This is a genomic window from Chryseobacterium salviniae, from assembly GCF_035819015.1.
In the GTDB taxonomy this organism is placed as follows: domain Bacteria; phylum Bacteroidota; class Bacteroidia; order Flavobacteriales; family Weeksellaceae; genus Chryseobacterium; species Chryseobacterium salviniae.
Window position 1 is genome coordinate 1 of record NZ_JAYLAA010000019.1, and the last position, 17,187, is coordinate 17,187.

Genomic DNA, 17,187 nt, shown 5'->3' on the forward strand with positions numbered 1-17,187 from the left:
ATCGTGGTCAAATGCTTTCGATGGGAAATCCCAGAATCTGAAATCATCACGATTTATATGAAATAGAAGATGTTATGGGCGAGATTATTGAAATTTTGTCGGAAGCGGAAATTTCTCATAAGGGTCTTTTTTTGAATGCAGATTCGGGATTTGACAGTGAAAGTTTAAGACAGAAATTAGAAATGGAGGAAATAACAGGCAACATCAAAACCAATCCCCGGAATGAAAAAACAGTAGATAATGATCATTATTTTGATGAAAAGCTGTACGAAAACAGATTTAAAATAGAGCAGGCAAATGCATGGTTAGACGGCTTCAAGGCTTTGCTGATAAGATTTGAAACACTGGATATTACCTGGAAGAATATGCACTTTTTGGCGTTTTCTCTTAAACTAATCAAAAAATTAAAAGTTTAAACAACTTCAATGTTTTTTTTCAAAAATAGATTGACCCAAAAAAAGTGGCATTCATTATTGTTTCTAATTTTTTATGAATTATTATTTTTAATTTTTACAGGTCACTTTAGCTTTTTATACATATTTAATGAAGATGATGATATACGGAGATTAAATATTTGTTATTTTATTCCAGTAATATTGTCAACAGCGATAATTTTTATATATAAAAAAAACAAAAAAGCCGCTCAATGAGTGGCTTTTATATTACATAATGCCCCCGCTGCGCAAAGTCTCCCGACTTTGAGCGGATAAACAAAGAAACCCACCGTAAAGCGGTGGGTTTTTGTTTTATAGAGCGGCTACATTTTTATTAAAGAAGTCTTTAAATTTTTTTGTAGTGAGCATTTCATCTAACAAAACGAATACAACGAACTTTCCCAGCTTCAAACCAAAAAAGTAGGCGGAACTGCTTTAGGAAGCGGGCTTCAGACCGTAGACTATCAATAAAGAAATAAGGATAAATCCATCAATCAATCCGTAGGATTGATATTAATAACGATAAATATTTTAAAGATAACTTCTCACGAAACACCGAGCATCTTGCGGATATGATTTCTACACAGATAAAACTCCCATAATTTTTTTACTTTAAACATCTTCAATATAAAAAGTCATTCCGGAATTCCAAAATGACTTTTTATGATTTATTTTTTCAGGAATTGTTCAAAATGAACCTTGTTGTCTTTATCTAATAATTTTAAATAATACATTCCGTTTACCAATTCTTTAACGATTAACTGATTGTTTTTTAGTTCCTTTTGAGTGATTAAATTTCCGGCACCATCATAAATGGCATATTGTACAAATTCTTTATCAGATTTTATGGATAATATTTCCGTAGCCGGATTCGGGTATAATATTATTTTATCCTTTGCCGTATTTATTTCTTTGGTAGAAAGTGTCTGGGTAGCCCAAACATACCAGATGTCGCCTGTAACATTGGTGATATCGGCTGTCTGATTGGTTCCCAAACCCGAATTCCCGTTATTGAAAATAACATTCAACGAAGTAACATTCGGGAAGGTATATTTGTACCAGCCATTTCCTTCGCTAATCATGAGTACTCCCGGCCAGGTAGTAGCCGGAATGCTTCCTCCCGTTACATTCCAGTAATATACTCTTGGGGTAGCGCCGCTCCAGCTGCTTAAAGACGGATCAGGTTTAAAATGCACGGTAATCCCTGTATTTGAAAAATTATAGGTTTCTGTTTGTATTGCAGACTGCGTTCCGCTGCTGTTTCTTGCAAAAGCCTTTAAAACCGTATTATTTTGAATGGCTAATGTACCATTTCCCGTAAAGCTTGAAGACGAAAGGGAAGGAGCTGTTCCGTCTGTTGTGTAATAGATAACAGGAGCAGGATCGGTGGTGTCATTCGCCTGTAACTGTACCGAAACCGTGCTTCCGGAAGCAAAAGTACCTCCCGCAGGAGAAATGGTAAGGCATGGGGACGCAATAGTTGGAGGAGATGCTAGCCAGCCTGATGTCCAATCGTAATAAGCTGTATTATTTGCAGTTAAATCAGCGGTTTGGTTAACTCCGACTCCGGAGCTTCCGTTGTTAAAAATAAGATTGGTAGAAGTTATTCCGGTAAAAGTGTAAGAATACCATCCGCCGCAGATTGCAGTCATAGAATTTCCGGGCCATACCGAAGGAGTAAGCGCTCCGTTAGGCTGGCTGTTCCAGTAATGGACTTTAGGAACAGTACCATTCCATGAAGCCGGCGGTTTAAAATATACCGTGAAACTTGGCGCAGATCCTATATAATATGTCTTTGTTTCGATTGGTGAAACATTTCCGTCTACATCCACCGCATACGCTTTAAAGGTAGTCGTTTGCGAAATATTTAACGTAACCGAACCTGTTCCGGATGCAGAAGAACTGGTTGGGGTAGATCCGTCAGTCGTATAATAAATTGTAGGATTGGGATCCGTAGAATCATTTGCGGTTATGGTAACATTAATGGGTACGGCAGAATAATTATTGGCAGGGCCAAATGTTATGGAAGGAGCGATGTTTAAATTTTGTCCCACCCAAACATGCTGAATTTTGGTCTTCGTTAAATTTCCTTTAGTATCGGTTACTTCAATATAATAATCCAGAAGTTTATTGGAAATACCGTTGATATTTGCGTAATAAAGATTGGCGATCTGGTCGGGAAGCATGAAAAAACTGACCTCCGGATTGTTGGTGACGTTATCTTTCGGCATGATCTTCATATTCATGGGAACGGAAATCCAGCTTCCTACTTCACCTCCTCCTGCATAAGTTTCGTTTTGATTAGAGCTTAAAGGATTGTTTCCATCCACATCAATTCTGTATTTCAAAACCGCAGACTGAATTCCGGACACGTCATAAGCTAAAGTCCAGACTGCAAAATCTGCTGAATTTAAAATCTGCTGATAGCCGTAATTCGGGCCAAATCCTATTTCTCCCGGATTATAGGGATATCTTTGAGGGATAAAAACAGATGGTTTTGTATTGTCTGTATTCGGGTTTACGTTAATTACATTCTGTGCATGAGCTATGGCGCGGTTTGCAGCCAGCGTAGCTTTTATTTCTAAATCTAAAGCTAAACCGTAGTAGGCGTTTCCGCTATCATATCCCGGAAGCAAAAAATGCCATGCTTTTGCGGCTGAAGAAGATGCTGCTGTTGGGGCTACAATATCTGCAATATTGACCCCTCCGGAAAGTTCTTCCGCCATTTTGCAGTAATTTTCGCCTGCAATAAGAACGGCGTTGTTTCTTACATCTTCCGTCCAGGCATTAGGATCAAATTTAGATTTATCGGAAGCACTGTAAAGCGGCCAGAGCCAGTTGATGAATTGCGGAGATCCCCAGTCGTTGGCTGCATTAAACCACGATCCGTCTTCTACTTTTACAACATCCGAATCCGGAACAGGGAAATCCTGAAGGTATTGCTGAATGGTAGTAGGAACGTATCCTTTTGAAGCCGCCTGCGAAGTAAATCCTGAAACAGCATTGTTGTAATAATCATAACCGCCGCCCCAGGCATTATCGCCGTCATGCGCCAGTAAAACCAGCGGCGGCCTTGCCGGGTTGGCAAAAGGAGCGATATTGTTGTCGATATTGGAAGTTCCCTGTAATGAAAAGCCGTCTCTGTAGCTGTCCAGATCAGCCATCGGAACAACGGTAAGCTTGTATTCCGCAGAAGTTTCCGGATCTACATATTTTGCTTTATGCGGCGTAAAACAGTACGGGGCGGCAAACTGTCCGCCTCGTCCGTCAATCTGTCCGCTGTGCCAGTTATTACCGGTAGTTGTTACTTTATCGGCTTTATTAGGCGGATCTATATTGCATCCATTCGTGCCGAAAACCAAAGGATAATCTGCTAATGTTCTGGCTAAATGTGAATTGGCAATCACGGTCCATGTAAATCCTTCTTCGGCGAGTATTTTTAGAATTCTTTCAGAAAAAGAGGCTTCTGCAGACCAGTATCCCGGAGAATAATACCCGAATTGCTGGTTCTGATAATATTTGTGTGCCTGAATTTCTTTTCTCAGAACTTCATCCGTTGCCAAAGGTGATAGTGTATGATGCATGGTAAAGCCCATTACATCAAGACGGGTTTTTCCGCCTGTAGTAAGCCAGCTGTGAGCAGTGTTGACATCATTCTTCCATCCCGGAGAATATCCCCATTGATTTGCATTTCCCAAAGAATTTAGATTCTCTATCAGAGATCCTCCGTAAGTCATCTGCGCGCCTGCTTTCGGATATAGATTTATGCTTTGTACGGCATTCTTAGGTTGATATTGATAGGCGTTCACACGGTCCGGCAAGCTAAAAATCTGTTCCAGATCATTCAATGGATGAGCCAGTCCGTCAGAATATATATTCCCGCCGCCTAATTTTAAATCCTGGCTTTCTTTTACCAGTTGATAACGGTTCGGATTAATCTGGCTGGTTTCTCCCCAGTAAGTAGGCTGGTGCATATGCCATAAATATGTAGTGTGTATTTGGGAATCAATAAATATTGAAGCGAATAAAAGAGTTAATAATAATTTTCTCATTAATTTGTATTTAGTTATTCAAAAATAATCATTAATGTTAATATTTAACAATTAAAGTGAAATAAATTTTTCAATATGTTAATTGGGTAAAATGATTTAAATTATTCACCTCATATTATTTTAACAGTTCAATATATTCCGGATGTGGTACTTTTTCATTAAATTTGTTAGTGTTCTGAAAAAAATTAACCACCATTCACAAATGTTATGAGCATAAAGAAAACTTCTTTGTCGCTTTTTTTGATGCTTTCAGCAAAAATTTTCTGTCAGCAGTTTTCTTTAAAATATTGCATTGAAAAAGCACAGCAGAACAATACCGTAATAAAGCTTGCCGAACAGTCGCTTGAAACCCGGCAGAAGCTTATGGCAGCAGGAAAAAATAACGGACTTCCAAAGCTGGATCTTCTGGCAGGTTACAACTACATCGGTGAACCTCTCAGGATCAATCTGCAGCAGATAAAAGATGGTGTGGCAGAAGGATCGGCCAATCAGGCAGTGTATTCAGCCAATACGGTGTATCAGCAGATTACGGGCAATCCGCTTTCCCAGCAGGTACAGGATGTTATTTATCAGACCTCAAAAGACATTATTGGTGCCGTTTATCCCAATTATAATCCCGAAATTACTAAACAAAGCTATTTTCTTGCAGGGGTCGTCGTGCGGCAGCCGATTTATCTGGGTGGAAAGCTGAAATCGTCCCGGAAACTTTCCGAAGAGCAGGTGAAAAGCGGTGAAGCCAATCTTGAGTCTTCAAAAGATCTTACGGCATACAATATTGCTTTACAATATATTCAGGTGATGTACCTGAATTCAATGATTGACAAACAAAAGAACAGCCTCGAATCTCTGCAGAAGAATGAAGCTTATGCCGGAAACCTTCTCAAAGCAGAAATTATCCCGCCCTATCAGAAAAACTGGGCTGATATTGCAAAGATGCAGGGTGAAACCAATCTGAAAAATTTAACCATGGAAAAGGAAAATGCCCTGTATATACTCAAGGACATGATGGGCATTCCTCTCGATGAGCCGGTAGAAATTACCGAAAAGCTGAATGAATCTGCAGAAATTCCTGTTTTCTCATCAGAATCTGCAAATACGGATGTTAAACTTCTTCAAAGTAAAAAAGCAGAAGCGGAGACAGGGCTGGATATCACCAAGTCACTTTCGAGACCTAATGTATTTGCTATCGGAAATGTTCAGTTTTTCAGAAAAGATCTTCCCGTAATTACGCCTCCATGGCTGGTTGGTATTGAAATGCAGTGGACTCTTTTCGATCCCGAAAGACGTTCTAAAAATCTTGCCTCTCAGTCTTTGGTAAAAGAAGCTGATCTTCTCATAGAGCAAAAGCAGAAATCCGTAAATCTCGCCACTAAAATAGCAGAGAATAAGCTCATAAGCCTTAAAGAGCAGAGTGAAACTTTTAATGCTTCCCGGAAACAGGCGTACACCACAACGGAAATGATAAGAAAAAGAATGGAAAACAGCCTTTCATCCATAAAAGATGTTAATGATGCATTACAGCTGCAGTATGAGACCGAAAAGCTTTACTACACGTCACTTTTAGCGTATCAGACTGCTCTGGCAACTTATTTTTATATTACAGGAAATCCTGAGAATATCACCAACTATATTCCCTGATGATAGATCTCGATGGAAACTGAACTTATATTTAAAATGAAATAAAATTAAAAGGATATAATCCAAAACATCAACAAGCAACAGATGAAGAATTTTATAAAAAACTATTGGGCTGTTTTTATTCCGATTGTCATACTTGCAGCAGCTCTTTTCTATCTTCTGAAAGATAAATCCGCCGATGTCCCGAAAGATGCAGTCATCGGGATGGTAGATGCTGAATTTGTAGATGTTTCAGCTTCTCTTCCCGGGCGTATTCTGGATATTCCGGTAAAGGAAGGAGATGAGGTGAAAGAAGATCAGATTGTGGCCCGGATGAAAACTTCTGAGATTGAGACCATTCAGTCTCAGGTTGCAGATGCCGTTGAAATCGCACGAAATCAAATGGATAAAATAAACCGTGGCGTAGAACCGGAAGTGTTGGCTTCTGCAAAAAATCTTCAGCAGATTGCTCAGCAGCAGATGGACCTGATGTCTAAAACCTACAGCCGCTTTCAGAATCTGTATTCCGAAGGAGTGGTTTCCGGTCAGGAAAGGGATGTGATCTATTTTAAATATAAAGCTGCCCAAAAAGAGCTGGAAACCGCAAAGCTGAATGTACAGCTTCTGGAAAGAGGAAGCAACAAGGAGATGAAAAACTCTGCACAGGCAATTTTTAATCAGGCAGAAAAAGCGGAAAAGCTTACCCAGGAAATTAAAGACAATGCTTCTCTAAAAGCTCCGGTATCAGGTACAATATCAACTATCGTTTCTAAAAAGGGCGAAATGGTGAATGCGGGATATCCGATGATGACCATTCAGAAGGACGATTCATTTTTCGTGAAATTCAATCTCCGCCAGAATCAGATGGCAAAAATTGATAAAGGAAGTCTGGTAACGATAAAAATTCCGGGCTGCATACCCGAAACAATGAAAGGCAAAGTTTCTGAGCTGGCTCCGGCGCTGGGTTATGCAGACTGGGTTCCGGAAAAGCAGAACGGAGAATTTGAGCTGAGAACCTTCCAGATCAAAGTGAAGCCGGAAGATCTCCAATCTGTAAAGGGGCTTCGGTCCGGAATGACAGCCCAGCTTATTTTACCTTAATTTAAATCTTTTAAGCTTGAAAAAAATCAGCATCATCATGGTACGGGAGTGGAAACGAATTTTTTCGATTCCCAATTTCTATGTGGTTTTGCTGGTTATTCCACCTGTAATTTTCCTGTTTTACGGGTTTATTTACCAGAAACAATTTGCCAGAGAGCTTCCGATGGCGGTTTGGGATGAAGATGGTTCTTCTGTTTCAAGAACACTTAGTGATATGATGAAGCAGAACGAAAACATCCATTTTGCCCATGTGGTTTTCAGCAATGCGGAAATTGAAAACCTAATGAAAGAAGGAAAAATCTTTGGTGCCGTCCATTTTCCCAAGAATATGGAAGCAGATGCAAAGAAAAACCATCAGTCGAATATTACATTATATACCAATGGCGCTTACCTTGTTCCTGCCAAAATGATTTATAAAGGGGCTGCCGAAATTATCATTAAAGGCGGTCTTGCGGTTGTGCTTCAAAAAGCTGAAAAACAGGGAATGGCTGCTGATAAAGCCAATACGCTGGTACAACCCATTAAACTGAACACCACAGTTCTCTATAATCCGGAATTCAATTATCAGCTGTATCTTACTCCCGGACTGGTAACCGTAGGATTGCAGATGGCATTAATTGTAGCTTCCGTCCTCATCCTTAATCTTGAATTTAAAAAAGAAACCATCGACAGCCTTCTGGAAATCTCGACTTCATCTTCGCAGATCGTTATCGGAAAAATGCTGGCGCATCTCTGCATTGCCTGGATTTTATTTATCCTCATCAGTTTTGTTGTGTTCCCGGTTTTCGATTTGTGGAAACCGCAGACGTATTTCAGCTTTTTCATTGTATATACTTTACTGGCTCTCTCATGCATCGGAATCGGGATGATGCTTTCTGCGATTTCAAATAATCTGCTTTTTGTGGTGGATGTAGCCTTGTTTTTTACTTCGCCTGCATTTGTATTCAGCGGATTTACGTTTCCGCGATGGGCAATGCCTTGGTATGATCAGGTTTATGCGGATATTATGCCCTACACTCATTTTTTGGACGGATTCATCAAACTTTATTTTATGGAACTGCCCTTACAATATGCTACTCCGGAAATCATCAGACTAATGGTTTTTATAGGAATCACATTTCCGGTTACCATTGTGCTTTTTCAGAGAAAGATTAATCAATATCTAAAAAACCTGCGACCATGAAGGATATTTTTAACATATTGAAAAGGGAAGTAAGGAATATCTCAAAAGATTCCAGCCTGTTTCTTATTTTGCTGATTGCTCCGGTTCTATACGCTTTTATGTACGGCAGCATTTACCTGAATAAAGGCGAAGAGAAAGTAAAGCTTGCTCTGATAGATGATGACGGAACCGCTGTTTCAAGATTGCTTACCGACCAGCTTAATACTACTCCGATGATTGAAATTGTTCCGGCTTCCAATATTTCCGAAGCTCAGGAAAAAATGTATCATGGTGAAGTAGAAGGTTACTTTTATATTCAGAAAGACCTGGAAAAGTATATTCTATCCCAAAAGCAGGCGAATGTGAATCTGGTGCTGAATGCATCCCGTTTTTTGCCTTCCAGTGATTTGCTCAGTACCGTGACTAAAGTTTGTCTTACGGTGGGCGCCGGTGTCCGTAAAACGTATTTCAATAAACAGGGGATGGGTGAGGACGAATCCATGAAAATGACCAATCCCATCAATATGGATTACCGGCCACTGTATAATTCGAGTATGACATACGGCTCTTTTCTTTTACCCGGACTGCTTGCCATTATCCTGCAGCAGACTTTGCTGATAGGTGTCGCCGCAGGTTTTACATCCGAAAGGGAAGAAAAGAAATTAAGTCAACTTTATCAGATTTCAGGGTTTAATATTTCAAAATTAATTTTCGGGAAAGCAATTTTGTATCTGTGCATCTTCATGATTTTCGGGATGTTTTTTGCTGTGGTGAATTTTTCAGTTTTCGAAGTTTCAGTCAGAGGAAGCTTTATTGATCTGGCTTTCATTACTACAATATTCATTTCTTCCGTTATTATATTAGGAATGCTGATCGGGAGTTTTTTCAGAAGCAAGCTTTTTGCATTTCAGGTGTTGGTGTTTTCTTCTTATCCGATATTTTTGATTACTGGATATTCCATGCCGTATCAGTCGCTGCCGTCTGCTATTCAGGTAATGTCGGATCTTCTTCCCACTTCACCTTTTCTTAAAGTTTATATCTCAATTGTTCAGGCAGGCGGATCACTAACGGATAATATAAATTCGGTAATACATCTTCTAATATTGCTTCTGGCACTCCTTATTCTTTTGATATTGAGAATAAAATATGTTTTAAAACACGATAAAGAATAGCAGGAAAAGAAGACTTATGATAACCTGAATTCGGGACAAGCAATATCTTAAATCATTGATTTTCAAAATCAAATTATTTTATCGAAAAGCAAAACAAAGAATATTTGTTTATTGAAACGCTTTTCAATTTAAACAAGGGCACTTCGTTTATCAAGGTAATTCAAAAATGATACTTTACTTTGACAAATTTATATATCGCCAACATTTAACAATGAAATATTTAAAATTCTTTAGATGTATGCTTGTAAATCTTTATCCCATCTCAGGTTATAACAGAATTTATATTAAATTATTTTTTAATTTCTCTTCCCAGCTTTTTATTAATAATATCCCAGAACTTTCATCCAGATTCCTCCAAGTCCCATGTAAATAATCAATAAAACAATACCGATTTCAAGGCCGCGCAGCCACCAGGATTTTAGATCTACGTAACCGCTTCCGAAAAAAACAGGAGCCGGACCGTGTCCGTAATGGGTGAGTACCCCGTAAATTGATCCTAAGAAACCAAGCATCATTGCCAGGAGCATTGGCGGAATTCCCACTGCTATACCCACCGCCAATAAAGCGGCATACATGGCGGCAACGTGTGCCGTGGCACTGGCAAAAATATAGTGACTGAAAAAATACACCAGAATAATAACCGGAAAAGCAACAGTCCAGGTCATTCCGCCGATTTTTTGTTTAATGAGATCACTGAACCATCCGATGAATCCCAGTTCATTTAAGGAGCTTGCCATCATTACCAGAACCGCAAACCAGACAATTGTGTCCCATGCGCCTTTTTCAGATTTCACATCTTCCCAGGTAAGAACCGAGGTCAGCAGTAATAATGTAAGACCAATAAAGGCTGTTGTTGTAGCGTCAATTGACAAGCTGCCTCCAAAAATCCAGAGCGCAAGAAGTATAAAAAATGCAAGCAGCATAAGCCATTCATTTTTGCTGATGGGTCCCATTTCTTTTAGCTTTTCAGCAGCCATTCTCGGAGCATCGCCGGTTTTCTTCAATTCAGGCGGATATAATTTGTATAAGACCAGAGGCACAATAAAGAATGCTGCCAATCCCGGAATAAAGCCGGCTGCGGCCCATGACATCCATGTGATATTGATTCCCAGGTTGGCGGCGAATTTTTGGCACATCGGGTTACTGGCAGTTCCTGTTAAGAACATGGAAGAAGAAATCAGATTCATATAATAGCTGTTGAGCGTAAGATATGAACCTAATTTCCTGTGCGTTTCCGGTTTTTCCGGTATCGAATCAAAGCTGATGGCCATCGATTTCATAATCGGGTAAATAATCCCGCCGCCTCTTGCTGTATTGCTTGGGATTGCCGGGGCAAGGCATACATCTGCCAATCCCAGTCCGTAAGCCAGCCCTAAGGAACTTTTACCAAAAACTTTTATAAATAGAAATGCAATGCGGTTTCCCAGTCCGGTTTTGATAAAACCTCTCGCGATAAAAAATGATATTCCTATTAACCATATTACTTTATCTCCGAAACCAGAAAGTGCTTTGGTAATGGATTTTCCTGCATCACCCGGAACTAAAACCTGCGTAAGTGCTGTAAAACCAATGGCCATCATGCACATGGTGCCCATTGGTGCGGCTTTAAGGATAATTCCCAAAATAGTAGCCGCAAAAATCGCAAAAAGATGCCATGCATTGTCACTTACACCTTCCGGAACAGGAATGAACCAGATTATGAGTGCTACGATAAAAGTAACTGCAACATTTTTAATATTTATTTCTTTCATGATAATTGATTTTAAAACTTTAGAATCTGCTCTGAACCTGAATAATAAAAAGATTACTGTCGTATTGTGTGGTATTTTCCACCTGATATTTATAACGGTCAAACTGCATCCCAAGCTGGATTCTTGCCCCATAATTTTTCAGGAATTCAAGTCCGAACATTGGCGTAATGGTTTGTCTTGGGTTTGAATTGAGCCTGAAATTGGTGTCTAAATATTCATATCGGCAAGATAACTCGAATGCACTTAAGTTGCGATGGTTAATTTCGTAGCGGATGTTAGGAAGAAAATAGGCTCCACGGATGAGATATTCATCGGGATTTTGAGGTCTTGTTTCAGGATCTGCAGCAAAATAAAGGGGATGATTGGTAGCCTGCTTGGCTTCCAACTGCATATCCAGGCTCCATTTGGGATCAAACTTAATAAGAGAGCTCAGATCAAGTCCTACAGCATATATTTTTTTACCGAAAACTTCACCAATTCCTCCGTTTAATCCGAAATTCAGATTGTATTTTTCAGATAATCCGAAAACAAGCCTTGTGGAATATTGCTTGCCGTTATCATTATCATTAACCTGATTTTTACCATTACCGTTCACAATAGAAACGCCATACTGAAAAGGAATTTCACCCAAATTGAGCTGTCCTGTTGCGGAAAGACCTATCTGAAAGCTTGTCCATCCCAGTTTGCCAAACTCGGTGTACTGATTAGACCAGTCAAGCGATTTGATAATATCGATAGGGTAGGTCTCTTCAAGTCCGAACCAGGGCCGGAATTGTCCTACGGTAAAAGCTAGTTTGGGATTAAATGTATATTTTAAATACGCATTTTCAAGAACTCTTGATTTAGGATCGTTTTTAAAATCTGCAAGATTGGCCAGAACAGCAACCTCTGTCCGTTTGCTGATCTGGGCCCGAATCTGAACCCTCATGTATTTGACCATAAAATTATTGTCAGTTCCCGTACCATCAGCGTGATGAAGGCCGTTGACATCCACATCTTTGGTCATTCCCACCAGATAACGTGCCTGAAAAAGACCTTTAATCTGAAGCTGGGGATATTTTATATCTTCTTGTTCCTGTTTGCTGTATAAAGAATCAGGTTTCTGGGCAGCAGTCAGGCAGGAAAATACAATAAAGAAGGGAAGCACAGCCTTTTTTATTAGAAAAGCCATATCTATTTGTATTTGGTGAAATATTTTATTATAGTATTAATTTAACCCTAAAAACTTAAAAGGTTTCGTCTCCTTAAAACTGCTATTGGCTTTTCCGTTATACGTCTGAAAGTTGCTCAGATCAAGTTTCATGGTTTTTCCTTTGGGGCTTAGATCGAACTCTTTGAGATTTACCCAAAAGGTATTCGGTGTGAAAACCGTTTCAAAATAGTAGGTAAGATTTTTCTGGTCGGAAACAGAACGCCATCTTGTGGAAGAAATATTGGGTTCTGTTTCGGAGGTGATTCCATAAGGAACAGAACAGTTTCTGATTACACTGAATACACTTGCCACAGCTGTTCTTGTATCTGAGGTTTGCGGAATGGCATTGATATAATAAGAAGCTCTTACAAAACGGTCTGCGGCACGGTTGGTTCCCGGCAGCATTACCGTTCCGGGAATTCCTTTCCAGTAATTGTTGAGCGCGAGCTGCTGATCGAAAACGGGTGAATTGGTCATCACGGTGTAATCAGAAGAGTGGTGGATTACCAGTTTACCGTTGATATATTCGAAGACGGCACTGTCTCCGGAGGCATCTGAAATTGAAAGGTGCACAGTGGTGAATCTTTCTGTCCCGGGTATATAATCGCTTACAATGACGAAGCTTTCTTTCTGTGCATGTTCCACAGCTTCTTTTACCGTACCGAAATTATCAAGGAAATATTGTGCCCATAGTGAAATGGCTACTCCTTTTTGCTTGCCTTTGGGGTCAAATTTAGGATATTGCGATTCTCCGAGCCAGAGAAGATTGGCTACGAGCCCGTTTTCATTCATTCCGTCACAGGTGGCAATATCCCATGAAGTGCTTACGACACTGCCGTATTTTGATTTCCACTTCAGGGAAAGAGGGCCTACTTCACCATTTCTTTCGGCTCCTCTTGGAAGAATCCAGATATTGGCGGGGATTTCATCACGCCAATCCATTGAACGGGCTGTAATAACAGTGTTTTCGGGTCCTTTGTAAACTACGCGGGTGCAGGCCTCGGAATTGATCCATAGTCCTGTAGAAAGAGCGACTATAAATAGACTCAGGGTTAATTTTTTCATGATATAGTATTTTGTAATGAAAATATTTTAAATAATTATAAAATATTCTATTTATTGGTGAAATAAATTTAATGAAATATTTTTATAATGTACACATTAATATAACTAAATATATTTCCCTGGTCAGATAAGTAACATAAAAGTATTGATAACAGCAGCTATTGCTTTTATACTCGGAATAAAAAAGAAGAAGTTATTGTGAAATACACAGAAAATGCAAACTTCCCACAAGGGAAATTCCGGACAGTTATTCTTGCGGATAATGAATGCTGTATATGAGTTCAGCCATGATGTGGCATGCAGTGATCAAAACATTTTCAAATTCATGAATGAATTTTTCATGTAATGACTAAACTCTATACGTAAGGCGTGTAATTAATTGAGTTCGTAATTGGAAATAATCATGCTTAACATGAAGTGGACATAATTCTGGTCTGCTTCTTTTCTGTTAATCAGTCTGTTTTTATAATCATAAGAGCTTAAAACTCTTGATAATTGCTGATAGGCATCAAATTTATCATCTTTAATTTTCACTCTGAGATTTCCATCTCTTCTTTTAATAATTTCATCATCCAGTGTTCTTAACTTAAAAATAACCTCGCATAACTTCGGGTTAAAGTTCATTTTTCCGGTATATCGTTCGATAATATTTACCTTGAATGAATCGAATTTTATGGTGTTAAAAATAAGATTAGAGCCAGACTCCTGTGTGTTGAGCTCAAGCGTGTAGTTCATAAGTTTAAATTTAGTACAAATGTAATCAGAAGCTGAAAAAATTCAAAATAATTCGATCAACTAATGTACCATTTGTAGCAATTTTATTTTTTAATTTTGAAAAGGTAAGCTGGCAGCGCTATTGATTGCCAAATTTCTTCACCCGGATTTTTTTTTCTTTTACTTTAATCACGAACGGACTGAGTTCTGTTATTTTACCAGGTACCACTTTAAATTCCTGAAGAATATTTTCGCAATATGTATTTGAAGGCAATGAGTTTTCGTTCAGCTTTATTTTATAATTTCCTGATTCTATGAAGGATATGATCTCGCCATTGTCATCGGAAATCGTATGTCTTACAAGTGTATCATCCTTATAAATGTCAAAAGCAATGGCTGCCAGTTTAGGATCGAATTCGAGAGCCGTTTTGGCGTCGTACTGATACGTTACTTTTCCGTGAACCGTTCCGTTCTGGTGAAGCGGAATTTCTAAAGAATGGTTGTGGCTCATTACTTCAAACACCGCTTCATCATAATACCATCCCTGCTGAATTACCTGCCGTAAATTATATGTATTATAAGGAATCGCACGATATTCAATATTCCCGTTCTCATCGGTTTTGAATGATATCGTATTAATCATAATCGTATATCCGGCGGCTTTTTCATCACCATCATCATAAATATTATTGTTGTTGCGATCGTAATACACAAATGCTTTGATATTGCTCTTTTTACCCGGATCAAGATGATTACTCCTTAAATTAATGGTAACGCCGGCTTCAATGGTAAAAAGATTGTTGGTGAAATTATTAAGGGAATAATTAAACCATGAAGAATTCAGATAAAATCCGTACTGTTCCTTTGAATATTTAAGATTAACAAATCCGGAAGGCGATTTCCCGTACAGTGTATCATTGGTATAGGATAACCCGGAGTTGATGCTCAGCTTTCCATCAAACATATTGTGGGTAACAAATGCCGAAGCCGAAGATTTTTCGTAATTGCTGTTAACGCCTAATAATTTTGAAAACGCAAATTCTGAAAGATAATAACTGCCATACTGATAAATAAACTGAAAATTGAGCCATTTGTAGGCATAGGTCCCCGTAAACCGCATCTGGTATTGGTTGGCATCGCTGTCAGGATAATTAACAAGCCCTGTTTCAATGCCCAGTATGGATGAGTGTTTTCTGTCGGGGCTGGACCAGCTTATGCGCTCCACCAGTCTTCTCGCGCTCATTTCTTTAAGATCCCGGCTTTGGGCAAGCCCTAAAAAAGAATTGTAGGTGTTAGAATTTTCATTCTGATACTGAAGGCTGATGCTTAATCCGAAATGTTTTCTTTTAGGAAAATTGAATCCCGTTTCCAGCCTGCTGCTGTTGGTCTCCAGATTATTATCAAAGAAATAAAATTTAGGAGAAAAATTAGAAATCAGGATGTTGGCATAAATGGATTTATCATTAAATAGGGTGCTGGAAATATTTTGCTGAAGCTGGAATATTCCTCTCTGATTTCCCGGGTAATAGTTGGAACTGAAAGAATAATTGCCGCTCAGGTTGATTTTATTAATAATTCCCGAATACTGTGTTTCTATGGCACCGGACGGTTTCGTGATATTAATACTTTCATAATTACTGATCCCGCTGTACAATTTACCGCTCATTTTCCATTCTTTATTAAAAGCGTACTGAAAATCGGTGCCCAAAAGGTTGTGCTTCACCTTTTCAAACGGATCACTTTTAAAAACGTAGGCTCCCGAAATATTCCTGCTTCCGTTGCTTGCTCCCAACGTTCCGCGAATGTAAAAGCCGTATCCCAGTTTCAGGAAGGGAGTTCTGTCGATAAGGCTGAAGCTCTGGTCTATAAAGCCAAACTCAATTCTTTTGTCTTTATCTGCTGAGGTAAAGGCATATTCCGCACCTCTTCCGTACAGTGAAACTTCAATTATTTTGGTAATGTTCCCGAGGGTAAATTCGTTTTGTTCTCTTTTATATGTGATAAAGGTATTGTTCACTACAGGGTCTTCCGGCCCGTTGGTTTTGTAAATGTTTCCTCTGATGGCAATATATCCGGAAGGCAGATTAATCCCTCCCGAACCGATAACCTGATATAAATACGCATCCTTTCCCAGGTACCGTAAGCTCGCTGTAATGCTGTTTTTGTTATAATTAAGCGTATTATCTTCTAAAGAATGGTAGCGCTGCATGGAAGAATTATTCTGAATGGAAACCGTGCTGTTCCCGAAGATTTCTTTATCGGGCTCCCTGAAACCGACAACATTTACAGTGAACTGAGGGGTTTTCAGCATATTGCTGGAAGGCCTGAACCTATAAATAAATACCGAATCTTTCTGTACCGATATGCTTCCTTTCTGTTCTGCAAAAAAGTTTCCCTGGTCTGTTTCCGGAATTTTAAATACAATGGTAACGTTCTGCTTTTTATTGCCTAAATTTGAAACCCTCGCCCTTACTTCAATCGAGTCATTCACGTTGGTCATATAAATAACAGGAATATCCGTGCTTATCGCCATCGAATTGTTTTCGGCAATGGTATGGGAAACCGTTTGGGTTTTTATAATATTATTCTGTACGTCTGTTAAGGTAAATTCTATCTTACTTTCTCCAAAACCCGCATTACTGCTTACAAGTACTTTTAGGGGCAGAAATAAATTTCCTCCTGCGGGGATCTCAATGTCTGAAGTATTTCCTGAAATATTCCTGAAACCTTTTGGAACGGCAACATTCAGTTTGCCTTTAAAAGGATTTTGAGAATTATTTTTAATTTCAGCAATGGTACTGATGATACGATCCTGGCCTTTATTGGAGTCGTCACGGATTTCCATAGTGATTCCGTTGCCGATTTGTGCATACACCGGAATTTGAATAAAAAAAACGAATAATAAAAATAAAATTTTCCGAAATGGT

General features: G+C 39.0%; 11 protein-coding genes. 5 read left to right on the forward strand and 6 right to left on the reverse strand.

The genetic code is table 11. The annotated features are described in order from the left end of the window. Nucleotides 1-74: 74 nt before the first annotated feature. Nucleotides 75-416 carry a transposase gene (locus SOP96_RS04970; protein ID WP_326319941.1) on the forward strand — a complete coding sequence of 114 codons (342 nt, stop codon included), beginning with the start codon at nucleotides 75-77 and terminating at the stop codon, nucleotides 414-416. 686 nt (nucleotides 417-1,102) lie between these two features. Here SOP96_RS04970 and SOP96_RS04975 read toward each other — a convergent pair. Next, nucleotides 1,103-4,486, reverse strand: a complete 3,384-nt coding sequence (locus SOP96_RS04975) for a starch-binding protein (protein ID WP_326319942.1) — start codon at nucleotides 4,484-4,486, stop codon at nucleotides 1,103-1,105. Nucleotides 4,487-4,693: 207 nt separating this feature from the next. Between SOP96_RS04975 and SOP96_RS04980 the strand changes: the two genes are divergently transcribed. The 4 genes from SOP96_RS04980 (at nucleotide 4,694) to SOP96_RS04995 (ending at nucleotide 9,538) form a co-directional block, all read left to right on the forward strand. Next, the gene (locus tag SOP96_RS04980) at nucleotides 4,694-6,124 is read left to right on the forward strand and encodes a TolC family protein (RefSeq protein WP_326319943.1); all 1,431 of its coding nucleotides are present in this window, start codon (nucleotides 4,694-4,696) and stop codon (nucleotides 6,122-6,124) included. A gap of 84 nt (nucleotides 6,125-6,208) precedes the next feature. Continuing rightward, nucleotides 6,209-7,204 (forward strand): HlyD family secretion protein, encoded by a 996-nt coding sequence (locus SOP96_RS04985; RefSeq protein WP_326319944.1) that lies wholly within the window; start codon nucleotides 6,209-6,211, stop codon nucleotides 7,202-7,204. Nucleotides 7,205-7,220: 16 nt separating this feature from the next. Next, the gene (locus SOP96_RS04990) at nucleotides 7,221-8,387 is read left to right on the forward strand and encodes an ABC transporter permease (RefSeq protein WP_326319945.1); all 1,167 of its coding nucleotides are present in this window, start codon (nucleotides 7,221-7,223) and stop codon (nucleotides 8,385-8,387) included. Beyond that, nucleotides 8,384-9,538 (forward strand): ABC transporter permease, encoded by a 1,155-nt coding sequence (locus tag SOP96_RS04995; RefSeq protein WP_326319946.1) that lies wholly within the window; start codon nucleotides 8,384-8,386, stop codon nucleotides 9,536-9,538. Before SOP96_RS04990 ends, SOP96_RS04995 begins: the two co-directional genes overlap by 4 nt. Nucleotides 9,539-9,858: 320 nt before the next feature. On the opposite strand, the gene SOP96_RS05000 is transcribed toward SOP96_RS04995, so the two are convergent. The 5 genes from SOP96_RS05000 to SOP96_RS05020 form a co-directional block, all read right to left on the reverse strand. Further along, the gene (locus tag SOP96_RS05000; RefSeq protein WP_326319947.1) at nucleotides 9,859-11,289 is read right to left on the reverse strand and encodes an anion permease; all 1,431 of its coding nucleotides are present in this window, start codon (nucleotides 11,287-11,289) and stop codon (nucleotides 9,859-9,861) included. 19 nt (nucleotides 11,290-11,308) lie between these two features. Beyond that, complete coding sequence (locus tag SOP96_RS05005; RefSeq protein WP_326319948.1) at nucleotides 11,309-12,460, reverse strand: porin; 1,152 nt, start codon at nucleotides 12,458-12,460, stop codon at nucleotides 11,309-11,311. A 36-nt stretch (nucleotides 12,461-12,496) separates the two neighbouring features. After that, nucleotides 12,497-13,546, reverse strand: coding sequence for a linear amide C-N hydrolase (locus SOP96_RS05010; protein ID WP_326319949.1), 1,050 nt, complete (start codon nucleotides 13,544-13,546; stop codon nucleotides 12,497-12,499). Nucleotides 13,547-13,921: 375 nt separating this feature from the next. Continuing rightward, nucleotides 13,922-14,281 carry a prevent-host-death protein gene (locus SOP96_RS05015; protein ID WP_326319950.1) on the reverse strand — a complete coding sequence of 120 codons (360 nt, stop codon included), beginning with the start codon at nucleotides 14,279-14,281 and terminating at the stop codon, nucleotides 13,922-13,924. 118 nt (nucleotides 14,282-14,399) lie between these two features. Continuing rightward, nucleotides 14,400-17,135 carry a COG1470 family protein gene (locus tag SOP96_RS05020; RefSeq protein ID WP_326319951.1) on the reverse strand — a complete coding sequence of 912 codons (2,736 nt, stop codon included), beginning with the start codon at nucleotides 17,133-17,135 and terminating at the stop codon, nucleotides 14,400-14,402. Between the last annotated feature and the right edge of the window lie 52 nt (nucleotides 17,136-17,187).

Coding starts and splice junctions, on each gene's coding strand:
- SOP96_RS04970 (WP_326319941.1), top strand. CDS start 75: ATGGGCGAGATTATTGAAATTTTGTCGGAAGCGGAAATTTCTCATAAG.
- SOP96_RS04975 (WP_326319942.1), bottom strand. CDS start 4,486: ATGAGAAAATTATTATTAACTCTTTTATTCGCTTCAATATTTATTGAT.
- SOP96_RS04995 (WP_326319946.1), top strand. CDS start 8,384: ATGAAGGATATTTTTAACATATTGAAAAGGGAAGTAAGGAATATCTCA.
- SOP96_RS05005 (WP_326319948.1), bottom strand. CDS start 12,460: ATGGCTTTTCTAATAAAAAAGGCTGTGCTTCCCTTCTTTATTGTATTT.
- SOP96_RS04985 (WP_326319944.1), top strand. CDS start 6,209: ATGAAGAATTTTATAAAAAACTATTGGGCTGTTTTTATTCCGATTGTC.
- SOP96_RS05000 (WP_326319947.1), bottom strand. CDS start 11,289: ATGAAAGAAATAAATATTAAAAATGTTGCAGTTACTTTTATCGTAGCA.
- SOP96_RS05015 (WP_326319950.1), bottom strand. CDS start 14,281: ATGAACTACACGCTTGAGCTCAACACACAGGAGTCTGGCTCTAATCTT.
- SOP96_RS05010 (WP_326319949.1), bottom strand. CDS start 13,546: ATGAAAAAATTAACCCTGAGTCTATTTATAGTCGCTCTTTCTACAGGA.
- SOP96_RS04980 (WP_326319943.1), top strand. CDS start 4,694: ATGAGCATAAAGAAAACTTCTTTGTCGCTTTTTTTGATGCTTTCAGCA.